Here is a 15,554-nt window from a genome sequence, read left to right as displayed (position 1 = left end):
CCGCGCCGACCGGCTGAGCGCCCGCGGATGCATGTCCGAGAACGGGCAGTCCAGTGATTGGCCAAGCCGCTAAGCGAAGGCGACGGGTCACCACAAGATGCACGAAGGACCATGTCAGAGGTGGTGTGTACCCTCACGCGGTGATCATAGATAGAGCTGCGGGGGTCACCCCCACCCGCTTCACTGACCGAGGTCTTCGCCAAAGGGTCGGCGGGCTCATCGGCAAGGGCACCCGGGACGACATGCTGCGCACCTTCCTGTGGGCGAGCGAATGCCAGATCGCGGATGAAGTCCGCGGCACGTGGAAGAGGCATCTGGCTGTCCTTGAGCGTGAGGTGGAGGAGGCTGACCGCCGCCGGGCGTCCACCGCACGCCTCCAGTGGGGAGCAGATCGCCGTGACAAGGTCGCCCAGGAATGTCATCAGGTGGCTTCGGCGCTGCTCGACCAGTTGGAAGACGAGCTCCAGGAAGCCCGTGAAGCTCACGCCGAGTGCGGAGATGTCCTGTTCAAAATGACCGCTCGACTGGGGCGGCCATCGGGACTGCAGGTGCCGGCGTGTGATGCGGCAGGAACGCCGCTCCTGGAGACCCTTTCTCCCCTGCGCGAGCAGTTGAACGCAGCGACGGCTCGGCTGGAAGCACTGATTCTGCGGGATCGCGAGAAGCTGCACGATCTCGCTGTTCAGGAAGACTCCCGTCTGCAGAGCTCGGACAGTCACTCGTCCGTGGCGCTGGAGGACATCGACTCCATGTCTCCCTCACAGTTCGTCGATCTTGTGGAACGGCTGTTGCAACGCGATGGGTTCCAGACTGCCCGACCAGATGAGCTAGGCAGCGCCACATTCGTGTCGGCTGCTTGTCCCAAAGGCCACACCCTGCTGTTCAGCGCACACCGCGTGGATGGTCCGCGCGGGTGGCAGCCGGAGCCTCCCGCTAACGTCGGCGCGCCGACGCTACATGCCATGCGCTTGGCCGCCGGACGCCATGAGAGGGATCTCGTTGTCATCACCAACGGTGGCTTCTCCGGTCCCGCCCGCCGCTACGCCGCTGAGCACGGCATGAACCAGTGGAGCCGAAGGGTTCTACAGCGGTGGGCGGAGTGGGAAGAGACGTTGGAATGTGGAGCGAGCCATGAGCAGGACGCTGCGTGATGCATATCAATTGGAAGACCAAGGTGCCCCTGCCCTCGTATCGCGATGGGGAATTGACCGAAGCGCTGCACCGGCGACTCCGAGAAGCGACGGACGACGATCTGCTGTCGTCCTTCCTTCACTACGCCGAGGGCCAGGTCGCACGGTCGGCGTACCAAGACTTCGACCGACTGCTCACTGTGCTCAGAGAGGAGGAAGCAGAGTCGAGGAAACTACGCGGCGATGATGACTCTCCCCTGAGCTCCGAATACCGGCGCGCCAACCATCGCCTGCAACGGGGCCTGACTGATGAGGTCACGAAGGCCAGGGAGATCCGGGACGAGATCGGCAGCGTGTGGCACGCATTGCGTGAAGCGACGACCGAAGACCTCAACTCCCGCTACCAACCAGGCGCTGATCCAGCAGAGTCCGGTCTGGACAGGATCGGTCCTTGGGTACGTGGTCTGGACACCAGGGTTCGTCGCGCCGACAGCATCCTGCTCCAGCACAGGGAGGCCATGCACGAACTGGCTGTCAGGGATGCCGCGTTCCAGGCCTTTGCCGCTACGACAGACAGCGTCACCCCCGAGCAGTTCAACCGCATGAGCCCCCTGGAGTTCGAGCAGTCGATCGCAGCCCTCGCGCAACGCGACGGCTACACCATCGATCAACGGCACGGCGGCGCTCGCGACCTGGGCGCTGACGTCATTGCGGTGACACCAGACGGGCTCAAGATCGTCTTCCAGTGCAAGCACCGCCGTCCCGGTGGCCGCCCCCTCGGCTCGCCCGTCATCCAGACTCTCAACGGAACGGCCCGACCGGTACATAACGCGGACATCGTCATCGCCGTCACCAACGCCTCGTTCACCACTCCGGCTCACGAACTCGCGACAGAGCAGGACATTAACCTGCTTTACGGAGAGCAACTCCGAACGTGGGCGACATGGGGTGTTCCGCTGCTGGAGGTCCTCAGGATTGGGGAACCCGTGCTGGCTGCGGTGACCTGAAGGCCCAGCTTCGCCTGAGCGGCAGCCAATTCTTCACGGAGGCCCTGCGTCGGACGTGCTCCCTCCGACAGCCCGCTTCCACACGGTGCTCTGGAGTCGTGCACGTGAGTCATAGACACAGAAACTGCTCGGCAGCGGCTCGTTAGAACCTCCCGCAACAGGCCGTTGTGCCGTATCGACCATCGCGAGAATGTCTGACAACGGGGTGGGTCGCAGTCGTCGGTGTCCCACTCCTGCTCTCATCCCGAGTGCCCGGAACATCACGAAGCCCCCGGTGGCACCTTCCGGGGGCTTCGGTAGTTGCTGATCGTCAGGTGGCCGCGGCTGCCTGCTCGCGGCGGCGCTGTGCGCGCTGAGACACTTCGTCCACCATTGCGAAGAACTGAGTGTCGTCCATCCGCTGGTCCAGGTAGAACGCGGCTTCCTTGCCGTCGTCGTACGGGAACTTCTTCGCAGGGCTGGCGTCAGCCGAGGCCTGGCGGGGTTCTGGCACCCCATCGCCTGAGCCCGTCGGAGGCTCATGGGTCTCCCCCGCATTGGCCTCAGAGTTCAAAACGGCGTTTTGAACTGGCTTCTTCTTGGGCTTCGGCTTCTGGGCATCTTGTTTGATCCGGGCGACCTGAGTGCGCTGTTCCTCTGCAGGCTTTGCTGCGAGGCCGCGTACCTGAGACGGCTTGACGGCCCCTGACTTCAGTTCGTCCTTGACGTCATCGTCTAGCTTGAGGAGCGCGAGCCGGTGTGAGACGTACATCTGGGACTTGCCGATCCGCCGCGCGACCTCGTCCTGGCTTCCGTGCTTCTTCACCATGCGCTGAAGGAACTCGGCTTCCTTGATCGGGTCGATCTTCTTGCGGTGAATGTTCTCGATGATGACCGCTTCATCGAGTTTGCCCTCGTCGTCACCCAGCCGGTCCTGCACCCTGATATCAAGGCGGGTCCATCCAAGTTGGCGAGCGGCGGCGAGACGCCGGTTGCCGCCGACGACGACGTAGTCCGCTTCGTTGACTGCCTTTGCGTATTCGGGCTTGAGGCGTACGTAGACATCGCGGGAGATCGCGGCCACGGGCTGGAGCTGGCCGACGAGTCGCATGGTGTCCTTGAGTTCGGCGAACTCGGGATCGTCGTCGGTGTAGTCCTCGGGCTGGCGAGGGTTCTCCGGGTTTCCCGTGACGGTGTGCATGAGCACTGTGGTCGGTGGGGCTGACTGCTTGTCTTCGTCGTTGCTGCCGGAGGTGTCTGAGGTGGGCTTTTGGCCAAGCAGAGACGTGAAGCTGGTTCGCTTACTCATCAGCGCCCCTTCTTTCCTGCGCCGATCTCCAGGGCCAGCTTGTAGAAGTCCTCGCGGGCTTCCATGGCGACTCGGTTCTTCTTGTATCGGGTCACGACGAGGCCTTCGATCGCCGCCCGGGTGTGGATCTTGTAGTGGCGGACTACTGTCTTGGCGAGGTTCCAGCCGTTGCCGAGGACATAGTCCTGCGTGTCGTCGCGGTCAGCAGTGCCGTCGCGGGGGTCCCAGTTGTTCACCACGACCCAGTACGGCTTCCCGAGCGGCTTGACGACTTGCTCGATGGTGTCGCGGGTCGGGATGAAGCCGAGGGGTTCAGGCTCGATGGGGACGATGATGTCGTCGGCCACAGCAAGGACGGCCCTCATGGCGTCGGCTGCGGCGCTCGTGCCGAAGGGGTCGCCGGCCTGCTCGAGTTCGTCCTCGGGCAGGTCCATCCAGCCGGGGGTGTCGATGAAGGCGTGCTTGATCTTCTTGGACTTCTTCAGTTCGGGGAAGAAGTCGAGGTCCTTCCGCGACTTGGTCTGCACGAACGAGAACGGGAGGTCGTCACCGACTCGTTCCGACCACCACGTGGCGGATCCCTGAGGGTCGCTTGAGACTGCGACGACGTAGTCAGGTTCGCCTTCAGGGGAGTCGCCGAGGACCTCGGCGGTGGTGGCTGCGGTGTTGACGGTCAGGGTCGATTTGCCGACCCCGCCTTTGCGGTTGATGAACGCAGTGATGCGCGCCATGAGTTGTTGCTCCGTAGGTTCCGTATGCTTCCCGACCGTTGAAGGGCCGGTACTGGCGGACCGTGAAAGCATGCCACGGGGGAGTCGTGTAGTGCCGCCAGGGCGCGGCGCCGCGTGGAGCACGGTTTCAAAACGGCGTTTTGAAGGAGCACCGCCCCGCCGGTGTTCTGCGGCCTGCTGAGCTGTCGTCAGAACGGCGTTTTGACGACAGCTCGCTCTGAGACAGCAGTGCCCGAGCATGCGCCAGCAGTGGGCATACTCGGCTTCGCTGTCGATAGCGTCAGTGAGTGGACGTGTCCCGGGCCGAGGATGGCCGATCGCCGAAGGCTGCGGCTTCCTCTGGGTGGCTGGTGGAACGAATCCTGACCCAGGCGTGGTTGTGTTCCACACCGGTCAGGCGGGAGAGCCTCCTGGCCTGCCAAGAGGTGATGGGGGACCAGATCCAACGGCGTCGCGCGAGTTGATCCATACCCAAGTGTCTACCCGCTTCCGGTCCCTCGGCACTGCCCGCAGGCCATCGTCTGCACCCCGGACGCGGTCACGAGGACGCGTTGGCGCAGTCCGCGGCAGGCCGGGCAGCGTCGTTTGCCTGGCGGGCGGGCTGCCGCTGCCGAGAGGGCGAGGCTGCGCACCACGGCGCGGGCTTCCGCAACCACATCAGCCATGCGGCTCACCTCCTAATGTGCAGAGTACGGCCGCGGGTGCGGTCTACGGGCCGGTACAGGACGTCCCTGTCGCCGCGGGGTGGGGCGGCAGGGACGTCGCGCGTGCTGCCGGTCAGTTCGGGCCGCCGTCGAAACAGGAAGCGCACTGAGGCTCAGGCCCGTGTGCGCAGTTCGCGGCTACCGGGATTGTCTCGCGCGTTGGGGCAAGCCACAGTTCCTCGTCCACGGTGAAACCGGCGTCGAGGATGCGGCTCATGGTCCGTTCCAACTCGGCGGCGTTGTGCCGGCTGGGGTCGCGCCGCTCGGGCCGGTGATGGACGAAGCTTCCCAGACGGCGGCACAGCCGCGTATACGGTGCGGTGTGCAGGATCAGGCCGTGCCAGCCCTCGTCCACCACTCGGGAGGGCCTCAGTCCCTCACCGGTGAAGCGGGCGCAGGCCGCCACGAACTTCAACGCCTCCGCCGTGATCCGCCCGGCAACCTCCTGTTCCATGCCGGGGTTGTTCTCCTGGACCGTTGCCACCACCGCGGCGAACTCCTCGGCTGGGACCAGGCCCCGCGGGTCACGCCTCTCCCGCTGCGCGAGGGCCTCGTGTATGACGGGCATGCCTCTTGCTCCTCTCGTTGGGCGGTGCAGAGGTTCCGGCCGGGGCGGATGTGTGAGAGCAGCAGCCCCGGCCGGGGCTTGGAGGGGGAACCGTTCAGCGCCGCCCGACAGCTTTCTGGCAGGAGCACGGGCAATGCTGCTCCGGCGCCACGACCAGTTGTCCGGCCTCGGCGCGCAGGAGTGTCTGGCCGTAGCAGGGGTGTGGGCGCTTTACCTGCCGGGTGAGGGCGTAGGCCAGACACAGAGCGCAGGCACCGCCACGCTCGGCAGATCGATGGGGCTAGTCGGCGAACTGAACGGGGTGGTCACCGGGGCATGCTCCTCTCGCCCGCCTGCTGCCGTGCTGCGGCCCGCGCGGCCCGCAGCGCCTCACTCTCCGCCGGGGGCTGCGCCGCGCCGTCGGGTGGGCAGTGGCAGAGGCAGTCCGTCTCCGGGATGACCACGATGCGGGCCCCGTCGATGCCGAGTGAGGTCTCCAGGTGGCAGCCGTGCGGCCCGGCCGCGCCGGTGAGGAGAGCACGCAGGCAAGGCGGGCACCAGACGAGCAGCACGTCCGGGCAGGTCTTGGCGTGGGCGAGGCCGGGCTGCGGCTCGCCGTCGACGTAGACCGTCAGCTCCTGCGTCGCCTCACCGGCGCGGACGGGGCGGAGGCACAGGCCGCACTCCTCCTTGGGCGAGGGTGCCGTGATGCTCATGAGGCGTCGCTCGCGGTGCGAGCGGCGGCCCGTGCGGCACGCAGGGCGCGGCGGATCCGCGTCCCCTCCTCACAGACCTCCATGGCCAGGCAGGCCCGGCAGTCCTCGATGTGCGCCAGGAGAACCCGGTAGGTCTCCCGCGCGCGCCGCTCCGCCTCGGTCTCGGTCTGCGCGCTCACTGCTCAGCCCCGCTCAGCACGGCACTGCCAGCGGTGATGAGACCCTCGACGGCCGAGGGCTCGCACAGGTCGCCCTCAAAACGCGGGAGCACCACCCAGTGGGTACCGGGCGGCCCCGTGCGGGTGAGCTTGGGGACGCCGAGGTGGGTGTCCGTTCCAAGGCGCGGGGCGATGTCCTGGTAGCGCCAGGCCTTGCGCTCGATGGGCCGGATGAGGGCGTAGTAGATGCCGCCCATGGTCCGGTTGTCGTGGATCACGGGGCCGCGAAGGAACTGCGCGAGGCGGGCGGCGGTCTCGTCGGGGTCGGTCGCGCCGACCGCGGCGTGCACGAGGACGTCACGCAGGCGGACAGCATCGAAGCGCCGGCCGAGGGGGAGCAGGGCGACGCCGGTGTCCGACCACTCGCGCCGCGCTTGCTCGGGTACGTCCAGGGTGCGCGCAAACCATTCGGTGACGGCGCTCACGAGCACCGCAGGTGCCCCACTTCCCGGGCTCAGGGCGTGGCCCGTAGTCTCAGCCATTGTCGACTCCTTCCAGTCGGCCATGCCCCCGGGCCGCACGCGCGCGGTCGCGGGGGTCCTTGCATCCAAGACAACTCCTGCACGATCGGGTGAGGTCAGGCCAGAAGGCGGGAAGTCGAAGGGCAGGGACAGGAAAGTTTTGCCAACGACCGGAGTGCGGCAGGACTAGCGTCTTGGCCCCGACGCGATCCCCCGGGGGACCTGATGAGCGATCCGCTGCCGAACCGTCAGCTTGAAGTGCTGATGGCCCAGTTCGGCTTCTCCTCCCAGCAGGACCTGGCCGACGCGGTGAACGATGCAACCTGCGAGATCTTCGGCGAGCGGTTCCCCCGCAAGTGCACTCAGCGGCATGTGCGGAACTGGCTCAGCGGGCGCGTGCGGTGGCCGTGGACTCGCTATCTTCTGGCTCTGGAACTGATCTTCGGCCGTCCGGCAGAGGCGATCGGCTTCATTCCCCGGGGGAAGAACAGCACGAACCTGCCGGCCCCACCACGACGGCCTGCGGTACCGAAGGAGGCGCATGTGCTGCGACGCAGGTTCGTCACCGCTGGGGCTGCCGCGACGGTCGCGGCAGCCCTGGGCATCGAGGACACCCCCACCCAGGGCCGTCTGTCGATGAGCGACATGCACCAGATCCACGAACGCCTGGGCCGCTTGGATGCGCATTTCTTCTCGATCGGTGGCGGTCCTCTGCTCGACGTCGCGACCGCCTACATCGACCGGCTCCGCTCCGCACTGAACAGCTGTACCTATGGCGAGCGTGTCGAACGTGTCTTGCACGGTGCGGTCAGCAGTCTGTACGCGAGCGCCGGGTGGGCCGCCCGCGACATCGGCGACCACGGCCAGGCCGCGCTCCTGCACGCGGCCGGCCTGCAGAGCGCCCTGCTCACCGTCGATGCCTCCGCCATCGCCCGCGCCTGGTCCGACCTCGCCGTCCAGGCCCGTTCCGAAGGCCGGCACCGTGAGGCCGTCCAAAAGAGCAGGGCAGCCAGGGCAGTCCTGGACAACCGGCGCGCCCGCCAGGACCCGCACCTCGCGGCCCTGCTGCACGCCCGGCTCGCCATCGCCCAGGCCCACACGGGCGATCGCACCGGCACCGCACGCTCCCTGCTCGCCGCCGAGCAGGCCTACGACCGCATCACGCCCGGACCGCCCCCGGCGAGCTGGCTGAACTTCCTGTCCGCGGCTGAAGTCTCCGGGCTCGCCGCCATCGCCCACCGGGCGCTGGGCCGCTATGCCGAGGCCGAGGCCGCCACCGCGCAGGCCCTTACCCTGCTGCCGCCCTCGATGCGCCGCCAGCACATCCTGTACGGCGTGCAGCTCGCCGAGCTGCAACTAGCCCAGGGCGAGCGCGAGCAGGCCGCACACACCATCACCCGCCTCGACGCGGCCAGCCTCGACAGCAGCCGGATCACCGGACGGCTCGCTACTGTCCAGCGCGCCCTCACCACTGACTAGGAGGCGCCGTGCCCATCAGCGTCCGGCACTATGACCACCGCCACGCCGCCGAGCTGCGCCCGCTCCTGATCGACGTGTTCACCGAGATCTACGCCGCCGCCGCGAAAAGCGATCCGTTCGCCCGCCCCGACCGGTTCGCCCAAGGCCTCGACGCCTGGAGCAGCCGCCCCGGCTGGACCTGCACCATCGGCTACGACAGCCACCGACTCGACCAGGCCGTGGGATACGCCTACGGCGCCCCGCTGCGCGCCGACGCCCCGTGGTGGCGCGGCCTGATCACCCCCGTCGACCCGCAACTCATCCAAGAGAGCGGCCACCGCACCTACGCACTCAGCGAACTAATGGTCCGCGCCCCCTGGCGGAAGACCGGCGCCGCCAAACAACTGCACGACGCCCTGCTCACACCGCGGCCCGAAGAACGCGCCACCCTGCTCGTCGACCAGGCCCACCCCAAGGTCCATGCCCTCTACGAGAGCTGGGGCTGGCAGACAGTCGGCGACCTACGCCCCCAAAGTCCCAACGCCCCCCTCATGCACGCCATGCTCCTGCCCCTCCGCTGACTCGCCAGAGTTACTCATCCGCAGCAGAACGCAAAGAGGGCCCCGCTTCCGGCGTAGAGCCGGGGAGCGGGGCCTGGCGTTGGTGCTCCCGGATCTGTGGGGCTCTGCGGATGCCGTAGAAGGGCCCGGCCCCGTTCCTGGCGAGGCCTCTGGCGTTGCTGAGGGCCTCTTGCCGTTCGGCCCTATGCTGCTGCGTCCGGGTGAGCAAGTGGCCGTGACAGCGGACTCCAAGTGCGCGGCCCCTTTAGCGTGCGGCCATGGAACACACTCCGATGCCTGAGCCGATGCGCCGCGCGGTCAACCAGCTGGTGTATGAGGCTGTCGAGCGCTGCCAGGAGGTCCTGAGCTACGCGGCCTCGGACGTAGCCCGGGACTGGAAGCGGATGACGCTCTACCGGGCCACCGACGCGGCCGACACCATGAACAGCGTGGCCATGCTGATCGCCGCGTACTGCGAGCAGGTCGGCGTGGACCGGGAGACCCTGAACGGCTACCTCCAGATCAACCAACAGCAAAGCCGGGCCGACGGGCCGCAGGAGGACGACCGGGCGCACCTGGCGGGTCTGCTCGGTCAGGCGGCGCCCGCAGGCACCAGCGAGCTCGGGACAGTGCGGATGGTGTACGGCCGCGGGCAGCGGGAGGCGGAGGCCGCGCAGCAGCCCGAGGACCATCCGGAGGTGCTGTTCACGATGGCGTGCCTGCACGGGCTGCGGGCCAAGCTGTGCGACGACCTTGAGTCGCTGGACCGGTTCCCGCCGGAGGTGGCCGCGATGTCCCGCCGGGTCGCGGAGTGCCTCGAAGTGCCGGAGCCAGCCACCGCATGAGCTAGGGGACGGGAGGGCGGCACGTCGACGCCGATGTCCGCCCTGCCGTCACCTCCCGGCGCGGTAGGACGAACGGGAGACCCGGCCTTCGACCTTCGGCAGAACCCTGGTGCCTGGGCGCCAGAACGTCGCGTCGGTCCACTTCACCCCGTCCATCGGTCTCTCGGCACCTCACGCCCGGAAGCGGAATCGAACCGTAAAGCCGCTGGCCTGTGGATAGATCGCGGCGAGAAGTGGGCCCTGAGCTGCGATCTGTGGACAACTTTCCGGCCCGAAAATCCGCAGGCGCTCCGCCTGTGCGGCGCGGTCGGTACAACGGTGGGGAGAGGCCAACCGGGGAGGGGCTGCATGACCGAACACGACGACGCGCCCGAGTACAAAGCTGCGGTGGAGCGCGCGAAGCAGTACGAGGCGATGGCCGCCCGGTACGTCAAGAAGGCGTTGGCGGGCGATGCGGGTGCGGCGCAGCTGGCGCAGACGTTCGCGTCGCTGGCGGCCGCTGCTCGGATGGAGCGCATGGATTGGCGCATGCGGGTGCTGGGCGACCAGCTCGGCGACGTGAAGAAGGCTATGGATCGTCTTCGCCTCAAGCTGCCGGAGCGGTGACATCCGTCAGCTGGCAGCGGTGGTGCTTACCGTGGGGTCGTGACCACACCTTCCGATGACGCAGCCAGGCCGGTGCCGGTACGGGTCGTGCTGCCCGCCGACCCGGCGCTCGGGCAGCCGGAGCAGGAGGTCGTGGCGCGGTTGTGGAGGCGACGGCAGACCGGGACGGGCTGGGTGTACCTCGTGGGCCTGCCGTCGTATCAGGGCCTCGAGGACAACAGGGTGGAGGCTGCGGAGTATCGGGTGTGGGTCCGGGCGCCCGAGCACGTGCGGCCGGTCGATGGCGTCGACTACGACCAGGTCGCCACCGAGCCTCTTCCGCCGGCGCCGCCGACGTCGGTGGTCCGCGCGGTCCTCGGTGAGCGCCGGCCTTCGGGCTGGGTCCTGGTGAAGGTTCGCGAGGGGCGGGGCCCGGCCCGGGGTGTGCTGCACGCGCCGGACTGTGAAGAGGCACCCGGGGGAGCGCCGCTGCTCGATGTGCAGCGGGCCCTGGACGTCGCGGAGACCCCGGGGACGCAGCTGTGCACGCTGTGCGGGTGCGGACAGGAGCTGACGCCGATGCTGCGCGGTTTCGACCACATCGGCGACTCCTGACCCGTGTCGGTCAGGGTGTGTCGCCGGAGTAGTAGAAGCGGCACACCACACCCGGGCCACCCGAAGGGCGCGGGTCGTCGGGGCGAGGGTCGTACAGCGCCCGCCCTCCGGGCCACCGCCCCAGCTCGGTCATCAGGGCGACGCCGTCGTCTACCTCTTCCGGCTGCCAGCCCTTGATGTCGAGCAGCAGCCCGTCCAGCGGTCCGGCGACCAGGGCTGCGTACCTCTGGTGCGGCAGCGGGCCGGGGTGGGGGTCGTCGTGGTCACAGCCGTACACCCGGCCGCGCAGCAGCTGCTCGTCATCGGCGTTCATCCGGCCAGCCTCGCAGCCGCCACCGACAACCACCCCGGCCTTGGAGGCCGCCGGCTAGTGGCGGCGCCCGATTCCGAACCGGCTGCGCGGCTTCACCACCGGCGCCTCGGCCGCCGCGCGTTCGGCTTCCTCCGCCTGGCGGCGCGCGACGCGCTCAGTCTCCGCCCGGTCGGCGGCCTCCCTCGCGCACGGCCCGCACAGCCGGTCCCACTCGCCGGGCCATGAGGACCGCGTGGTCTCCTGCCAGCGGTCGTCGGTGAACTTGTTGCCGCACCGCGTGCACACCGGCCGCTGTGCCTCGCGGTGCGCGGCTTCGCGCTCCGCCTGCCGCCGATGGGCCTCTTGGAGTTCCACCCGGTACAGCCGGTCGCCGTTGGGGTTGTCCAGGGCCTCGGACAGCGTCTGCCACTCATCGCGCCCAAGCCTGCGCCACACCGCGCCCGCGGCCCCGGCCGGGTCTGCGGTGATCTGCTCCAGCTCGGTGATGACCACAGGCACCGTCTGGTGGTAGTCGACCGCCGTGAACCCTGCGCCCCGGTGCGGGGTGCCGGCGAAGTAGGCGCGGGCGGCCTGCTCTAGGCGCTGCATGCGGCTCTCGCGCTGCGCGGCGGTCTTCCCGGTGAACACGAACGCCACCGGCACGTACCCCTCGCGTCCCGTCGCCGGGTAGACCCGCGACCACAGCCGGAAGTCGTGCACCGCCGCTCCCTGCCGCCGGGCCGCCTTCTCCTTGTCCGCGTCGGCCTTCGGCGCCAGGAGCTCGAACCAGTCGTGGTAGCGGCGCAGCTTGTCCACCAGGTCGTCGACGGGCTCGGTGGCGCGGTCGACCTCCAGGAGCATCGTGGGCACTCCGGCGTCCGGGGCGCGCATCGTCAGGTCGGCGTACTGGGTGTAGCCGTACGGCAAGCGGTGGGCGATCTCGGTCTGCCAGGACAGCGGGGTGCCGTACCCGGCACCGGTGAGCACGGCCGCGGTCGAGGTGACGGCGGCGGCATGTTCGTCGTAGCCGGCGGATTCCACCGGCCGGCCTTCGTCGTCGTACTCCAGCTTGCGCAGCGCGGAGATCCGTACGCTCTTCGGCAACAGCAGCTTGGCTTCCTTGTGGCCTCTCTCGGTGAGCACCCACAGCTGGTGTCCCGACTCCAGTCGCGTCTCCACCCGGGTCAGTCCCGACGCCTTCAATGCGTTCAGGGTGTCGCGGGTGCACCGGTCGTGCCGGTCTGCGGGGCGCAGCATCCGCCAGAGCTGATCAGCGGTAGCCCTCTGGAAGATTCCCAGAGCCTTCAGTGCTTCCTTCCTTCGCACTCCGGTCGGCTTCCATGCCTTGGGTGTCTGGCTAGGAGGGTTGTCGAACGCACGGTGGGACCTTGACCGCGGGGGCTGACCTGCGGATACCCGCCGGGCGGGCGAAGTGACCGTGGAGGGGGCGACGGAGGGGCCCGTGGAGGGGGCCTGCGGAACCTGGTCCGCGTCGGCGGCGGGCGCACGGTCGCGGGCGGCGCGGTCCTCGTGGGCGGGGTCGGGCGTGAGGTCGGCGGGCACGGTGTCCTCGGTTTTCTCCGGCCTGCGGGCCGGGTCGGCGGTCGCCGGTCCGCACGCGGATTTGTATGCGGACCGGGGCCACCGTGTGAGGCCACCCCTTGGCCGCGGTCTGACGGCCACCGACAACAGGCTTCCAATTCCTCCTTGATTCCCCTTGCAGACCGAGTTTGTCCGTGACCGGAGTCACTCCCGGCCATGTGTTCCGAAGCGCGGTCTCTGTCCACAGGGCCGGACGCAAGCCGTAGGGCGATCGGCCAAGCGCACAAGGCAACTGGCCAGCGCACAGCAAGGAGCCGTCATGGAGACGACGTCGCCCAAGGTGTTCCAGCTCTCCCCGGAGTAGATCCTGCGGGCCGCCGACTATCTGGAGCTGGTCTGGTGGGAGCAGGGCAGCGAGGAGGGGAAGACCGTGCTGAGGGGTTCCATGCCGACGGCCCGGACATAGCGCGGCTGATCGGTGAGTTCGGTGCGCTAGCTCATCCCCGGCGACGGCCCCGCGCGGTGCGCCATGGGTTCGGCCGGTCGCCGGGGTACTGCCGTGAGCGGGAGCGGCGCCGGGCGGGTGACGGCGTCGGCGACGGGGACAGCGCCATGCGCAGCTGGGCGGCGTCGGCGAGCTGCTCCAGGCGCTCGCGCTGCTCCGGCGAAAGGTGCGGCGGGGGAGGGGCAGCCACGGGGGCCTCCGTGCTTGAGGGTCGATCGCCGGCACCCTCCCCGCTCCTGGGTGGCTTCGGGGGTGTGCGGTCGATCGCATCCCAGCGCCTGGCGCGGTGACTTCGTCGTCCGTCCCGCCGTACGGCCCGCACCGTGCTTCACGGCCGGAAGCCCTGACCTTGGCCCGGGTCGGGCTGCTGGCGCTGCTGCTCGTGCTCCTGGCGGTGCTGGTCGACCAGGCTGGCCGGGTCGCCGGCCGGGGCCTTTCGGTCCTCCATGGCGCGGCGGCGAGTGTCGGCGGCGCGGGTGAAAGCGGCGAGCCGGTCCAGGTTCTTTGGGGTGCGCAGCCACGTCGCCGGGTCGGTGGTGCGGCCCTCCAGGCACTCCTCGGGCATCGCGGCCTGCTGGTGGGACTGGACGGCGGCGGCTCGCTGCGCCGGGGCCTGGGCGGCGTCCTTGCCCGGGTGATCGACGGCGTGGGGAGCAGGCTCCGTCTCGCCCTCGAGGTCGCGGTGGTCGGCGGGTGCGGAAGAGGCCGAGGTCGTCGCCGCGTTGGCGGTGTCGGCTCGGATGCGGGCGTCGCGGATCGCGTTCTGCACGGCAAGGCTGGCGACCCTGGCCCGCTCGTAGCGGCTGGACTCTCGCGGCGGGGTGCCTTCGGCGGGAGCGATCCACCACCGGTGGGGCACCGGGAAGTCGGCGGTGTAGGTCATCCGGTCCGGCGCCAGCGCTTCCCGGCCGGGCTTCGTGACCGTGTGACGTCGGGAGTACCGGAGCAGGGCCCGATGGGCGATGTAGTCGTCAAGGCCGCGGGTGAACTCGCGGCCGCGCAGCGTCTCCAGCAGGTGCCGGCGCGCTTCGGCCAGGATATGGCGCCGGGAGAACGTCTCTCGCACGGTGGAGACCACCGCGGCGACGTCGACGGCGGCGAGCGCCACGTCCACGATGGGATCCACCCGCGCCCGGATCGCCGTTCCGGCTGCTCGGCACCTATCCAGGAGGCTGTCGATGAGCTGCTGGCCGAAGCGGAGGATAGCGGAAGCGCGCCACCACGCGAGCAACTGCGCGAGCGGCTTCGGCTTCTTCTTCGCAGGCCGGTTCTCCTGCGCCGCCCACCAGCCCAGTCCGTGACGGCCGCGCTCTGAGGGCAGGTGCCCGTGGTCCTTCACGTACTGGTCGGTGAGCACCTCCAGGGCGTCCTCAATGCGCTGGCGGCGGGACGCCGACCAGTGGATGAGGCCCTCGGGCACTCCGGCGACCTCCATGACCGGACGCAGGCCCGGCGTGACCTCGCGCGGCACGGTCGCCAGCCCCAGGGTCTCGCACACCTCGGTCGTCATCGCCAGGGTGTAGAGCGTCCCGGCGGCCACCACGTTCTGGTAGAGGCGGTAGGTGTCCAGAGCGCCCCAGACCGGCCCACCATCGGCGCCCAGGCGCTGAACGCGGTTGAGGACCAGGCAGTGCTCGTGCAGGAGCGGCAGCCCGTCGCGGTTGTCGCTGTGCCGGAAGGCGGCGACCACGAGCGCGGGCGTCTTCGCGCGGCCGCGGCCTGACGCCCACCGGGTCTCGGCAACCTCATCCTCCAGCCAGCGCAGCGCCGTGGCGACGGCCCGCTCGTGGGCCCGCTCGATGACCCGGCGCACGGTGGCGTCGCCCAGCGCCCACAGCACGACCAGCGACGCCTGCGGCCGGAAGGTGAAGTCCATGCCGAGCAGCGGAGTCTGCTTGCGCGCCTCGATCTCCTCGATCGGCTGTCCCAGCACCGTCAGCCGACGGGCCGTGGCCGCGTCGACGCCGTTGCCCAGGAGGTCGCGCTCGATGCGGTCGGCGTCCGGGTGCCGGCCTTCGCCGAACAGCAGCTCCAACTGGCGCCCGGACACCTCCGCACCCTTGGTGAGCCCCAAAGCACGCAGACCACGCCCAAGCCACCGTCCCGGCGGGAGGCCAGCCATCTCCTGGATGTCCTTCAGTGACTGGCCGACCGGGCGGCGGCCGTCGCCGAACGCGACTCCGCGTATGTAATACCGCCAGGCGTTACGCCTCTGGATCTTCGCGACACTCAGCATCGCCACAGCACACACCGGCTCTGACCTGTGATAAAGCACGATCCCGCAGGGCGGGAGACTTCACCAGAACTTCACCGCCGATCCCGCAGAGCGGGCGCTGGCGACTCCATCACG

Annotated in this window: 17 protein-coding genes; 7 read left to right on the top strand and 10 right to left on the bottom strand. The window is 69.1% G+C overall.

The window, feature by feature from the left end; all coding sequences use genetic code 11:
- The first annotated feature begins 242 nt into the window (after window positions 1-242).
- Together AB0L89_RS38320 and AB0L89_RS38315 are read left to right on the top strand one after the other, a co-directional pair.
- Window positions 243-1,151, top strand: coding sequence for a restriction endonuclease (locus AB0L89_RS38320; protein WP_365152090.1), 909 nt, complete (start codon window positions 243-245; stop codon window positions 1,149-1,151).
- Window positions 1,151-2,137 (top strand): restriction endonuclease, encoded by a 987-nt coding sequence (locus AB0L89_RS38315; RefSeq protein WP_365152136.1) that lies wholly within the window; start codon window positions 1,151-1,153, stop codon window positions 2,135-2,137. Before AB0L89_RS38320 ends, AB0L89_RS38315 begins: the two co-directional genes overlap by 1 nt.
- 310 nt (window positions 2,138-2,447) lie before the next feature.
- On the opposite strand, the gene AB0L89_RS38310 is transcribed toward AB0L89_RS38315, so the two are convergent.
- From AB0L89_RS38310 to AB0L89_RS38285, 6 genes are all read right to left on the bottom strand, one after another.
- On the bottom strand, window positions 2,448-3,425 hold the full coding sequence (locus AB0L89_RS38310) for a ParB/RepB/Spo0J family partition protein (protein WP_365152088.1): 978 nt from the start codon (window positions 3,423-3,425) through the stop codon (window positions 2,448-2,450).
- A complete protein-coding gene (locus tag AB0L89_RS38305) occupies window positions 3,425-4,156 on the bottom strand; it encodes a ParA family protein (RefSeq protein WP_365152086.1) in 732 nt (243 codons plus the stop codon). Before AB0L89_RS38305 ends, AB0L89_RS38310 begins: the two co-directional genes overlap by 1 nt.
- A gap of 777 nt (window positions 4,157-4,933) precedes the next feature.
- Window positions 4,934-5,428 (bottom strand): hypothetical protein, encoded by a 495-nt coding sequence (locus AB0L89_RS38300; protein WP_365152084.1) that lies wholly within the window; start codon window positions 5,426-5,428, stop codon window positions 4,934-4,936.
- A 305-nt stretch (window positions 5,429-5,733) separates the two neighbouring features.
- Window positions 5,734-6,123 (bottom strand): hypothetical protein, encoded by a 390-nt coding sequence (locus tag AB0L89_RS38295; RefSeq protein WP_365152082.1) that lies wholly within the window; start codon window positions 6,121-6,123, stop codon window positions 5,734-5,736.
- A complete protein-coding gene (locus tag AB0L89_RS38290; protein ID WP_365152080.1) occupies window positions 6,120-6,302 on the bottom strand; it encodes a hypothetical protein in 183 nt (60 codons plus the stop codon). The genes AB0L89_RS38295 and AB0L89_RS38290 overlap by 4 nt, the downstream gene beginning before the upstream one ends.
- Window positions 6,299-6,823 carry a hypothetical protein gene (locus AB0L89_RS38285; RefSeq protein ID WP_365152078.1) on the bottom strand — a complete coding sequence of 175 codons (525 nt, stop codon included), beginning with the start codon at window positions 6,821-6,823 and terminating at the stop codon, window positions 6,299-6,301. Before AB0L89_RS38285 ends, AB0L89_RS38290 begins: the two co-directional genes overlap by 4 nt.
- A 204-nt stretch (window positions 6,824-7,027) precedes the next feature.
- On the opposite strand from AB0L89_RS38285, the gene AB0L89_RS38280 reads away from it, so the two are divergent.
- The 5 genes from AB0L89_RS38280 to AB0L89_RS38260 all read left to right on the top strand — a co-directional run bounded on the left by AB0L89_RS38280 (window position 7,028) and on the right by AB0L89_RS38260 (window position 10,865).
- Complete coding sequence (locus AB0L89_RS38280) at window positions 7,028-8,281, top strand: hypothetical protein (RefSeq protein WP_365152076.1); 1,254 nt, start codon at window positions 7,028-7,030, stop codon at window positions 8,279-8,281.
- A gap of 8 nt (window positions 8,282-8,289) precedes the next feature.
- Window positions 8,290-8,841 carry a GNAT family N-acetyltransferase gene (locus AB0L89_RS38275; RefSeq protein WP_365152074.1) on the top strand — a complete coding sequence of 184 codons (552 nt, stop codon included), beginning with the start codon at window positions 8,290-8,292 and terminating at the stop codon, window positions 8,839-8,841.
- Between the two features lie 257 nt (window positions 8,842-9,098).
- The gene (locus AB0L89_RS38270; RefSeq protein ID WP_365152072.1) at window positions 9,099-9,665 is read left to right on the top strand and encodes a hypothetical protein; all 567 of its coding nucleotides are present in this window, start codon (window positions 9,099-9,101) and stop codon (window positions 9,663-9,665) included.
- Window positions 9,666-10,013: 348 nt separating this feature from the next.
- The gene (locus AB0L89_RS38265) at window positions 10,014-10,271 is read left to right on the top strand and encodes a hypothetical protein (protein WP_365152070.1); all 258 of its coding nucleotides are present in this window, start codon (window positions 10,014-10,016) and stop codon (window positions 10,269-10,271) included.
- Between the two features lie 72 nt (window positions 10,272-10,343).
- A complete protein-coding gene (locus AB0L89_RS38260) occupies window positions 10,344-10,865 on the top strand; it encodes a DUF6233 domain-containing protein (protein ID WP_365152134.1) in 522 nt (173 codons plus the stop codon).
- 10 nt (window positions 10,866-10,875) lie between these two features.
- Here AB0L89_RS38260 and AB0L89_RS38255 read toward each other — a convergent pair whose 3' ends face one another.
- The 4 genes from AB0L89_RS38255 to mobF all read right to left on the bottom strand — a co-directional run bounded on the left by AB0L89_RS38255 (window position 10,876) and on the right by mobF (window position 15,440).
- Window positions 10,876-11,178 carry a hypothetical protein gene (locus AB0L89_RS38255; protein ID WP_365152068.1) on the bottom strand — a complete coding sequence of 101 codons (303 nt, stop codon included), beginning with the start codon at window positions 11,176-11,178 and terminating at the stop codon, window positions 10,876-10,878.
- A gap of 54 nt (window positions 11,179-11,232) precedes the next feature.
- Window positions 11,233-12,483 (bottom strand): replication-relaxation family protein, encoded by a 1,251-nt coding sequence (locus AB0L89_RS38250; RefSeq protein WP_365152066.1) that lies wholly within the window; start codon window positions 12,481-12,483, stop codon window positions 11,233-11,235.
- Window positions 12,484-13,196: 713 nt separating this feature from the next.
- The gene (locus AB0L89_RS38245) at window positions 13,197-13,394 is read right to left on the bottom strand and encodes a hypothetical protein (protein ID WP_365152064.1); all 198 of its coding nucleotides are present in this window, start codon (window positions 13,392-13,394) and stop codon (window positions 13,197-13,199) included.
- A gap of 138 nt (window positions 13,395-13,532) precedes the next feature.
- Window positions 13,533-15,440 (bottom strand): MobF family relaxase, encoded by a 1,908-nt coding sequence (gene mobF, locus AB0L89_RS38240; RefSeq protein ID WP_365152062.1) that lies wholly within the window; start codon window positions 15,438-15,440, stop codon window positions 13,533-13,535.
- Window positions 15,441-15,554: the final 114 nt, after the last annotated feature.

Origin of the sequence: Streptomyces sp. NPDC052114 (genome assembly GCF_040680155.1) — a bacterium.
Classification (GTDB): domain Bacteria; phylum Actinomycetota; class Actinomycetes; order Streptomycetales; family Streptomycetaceae; genus Streptomyces.
This window is presented reverse-complemented; position numbering and strand designations above follow the sequence as displayed.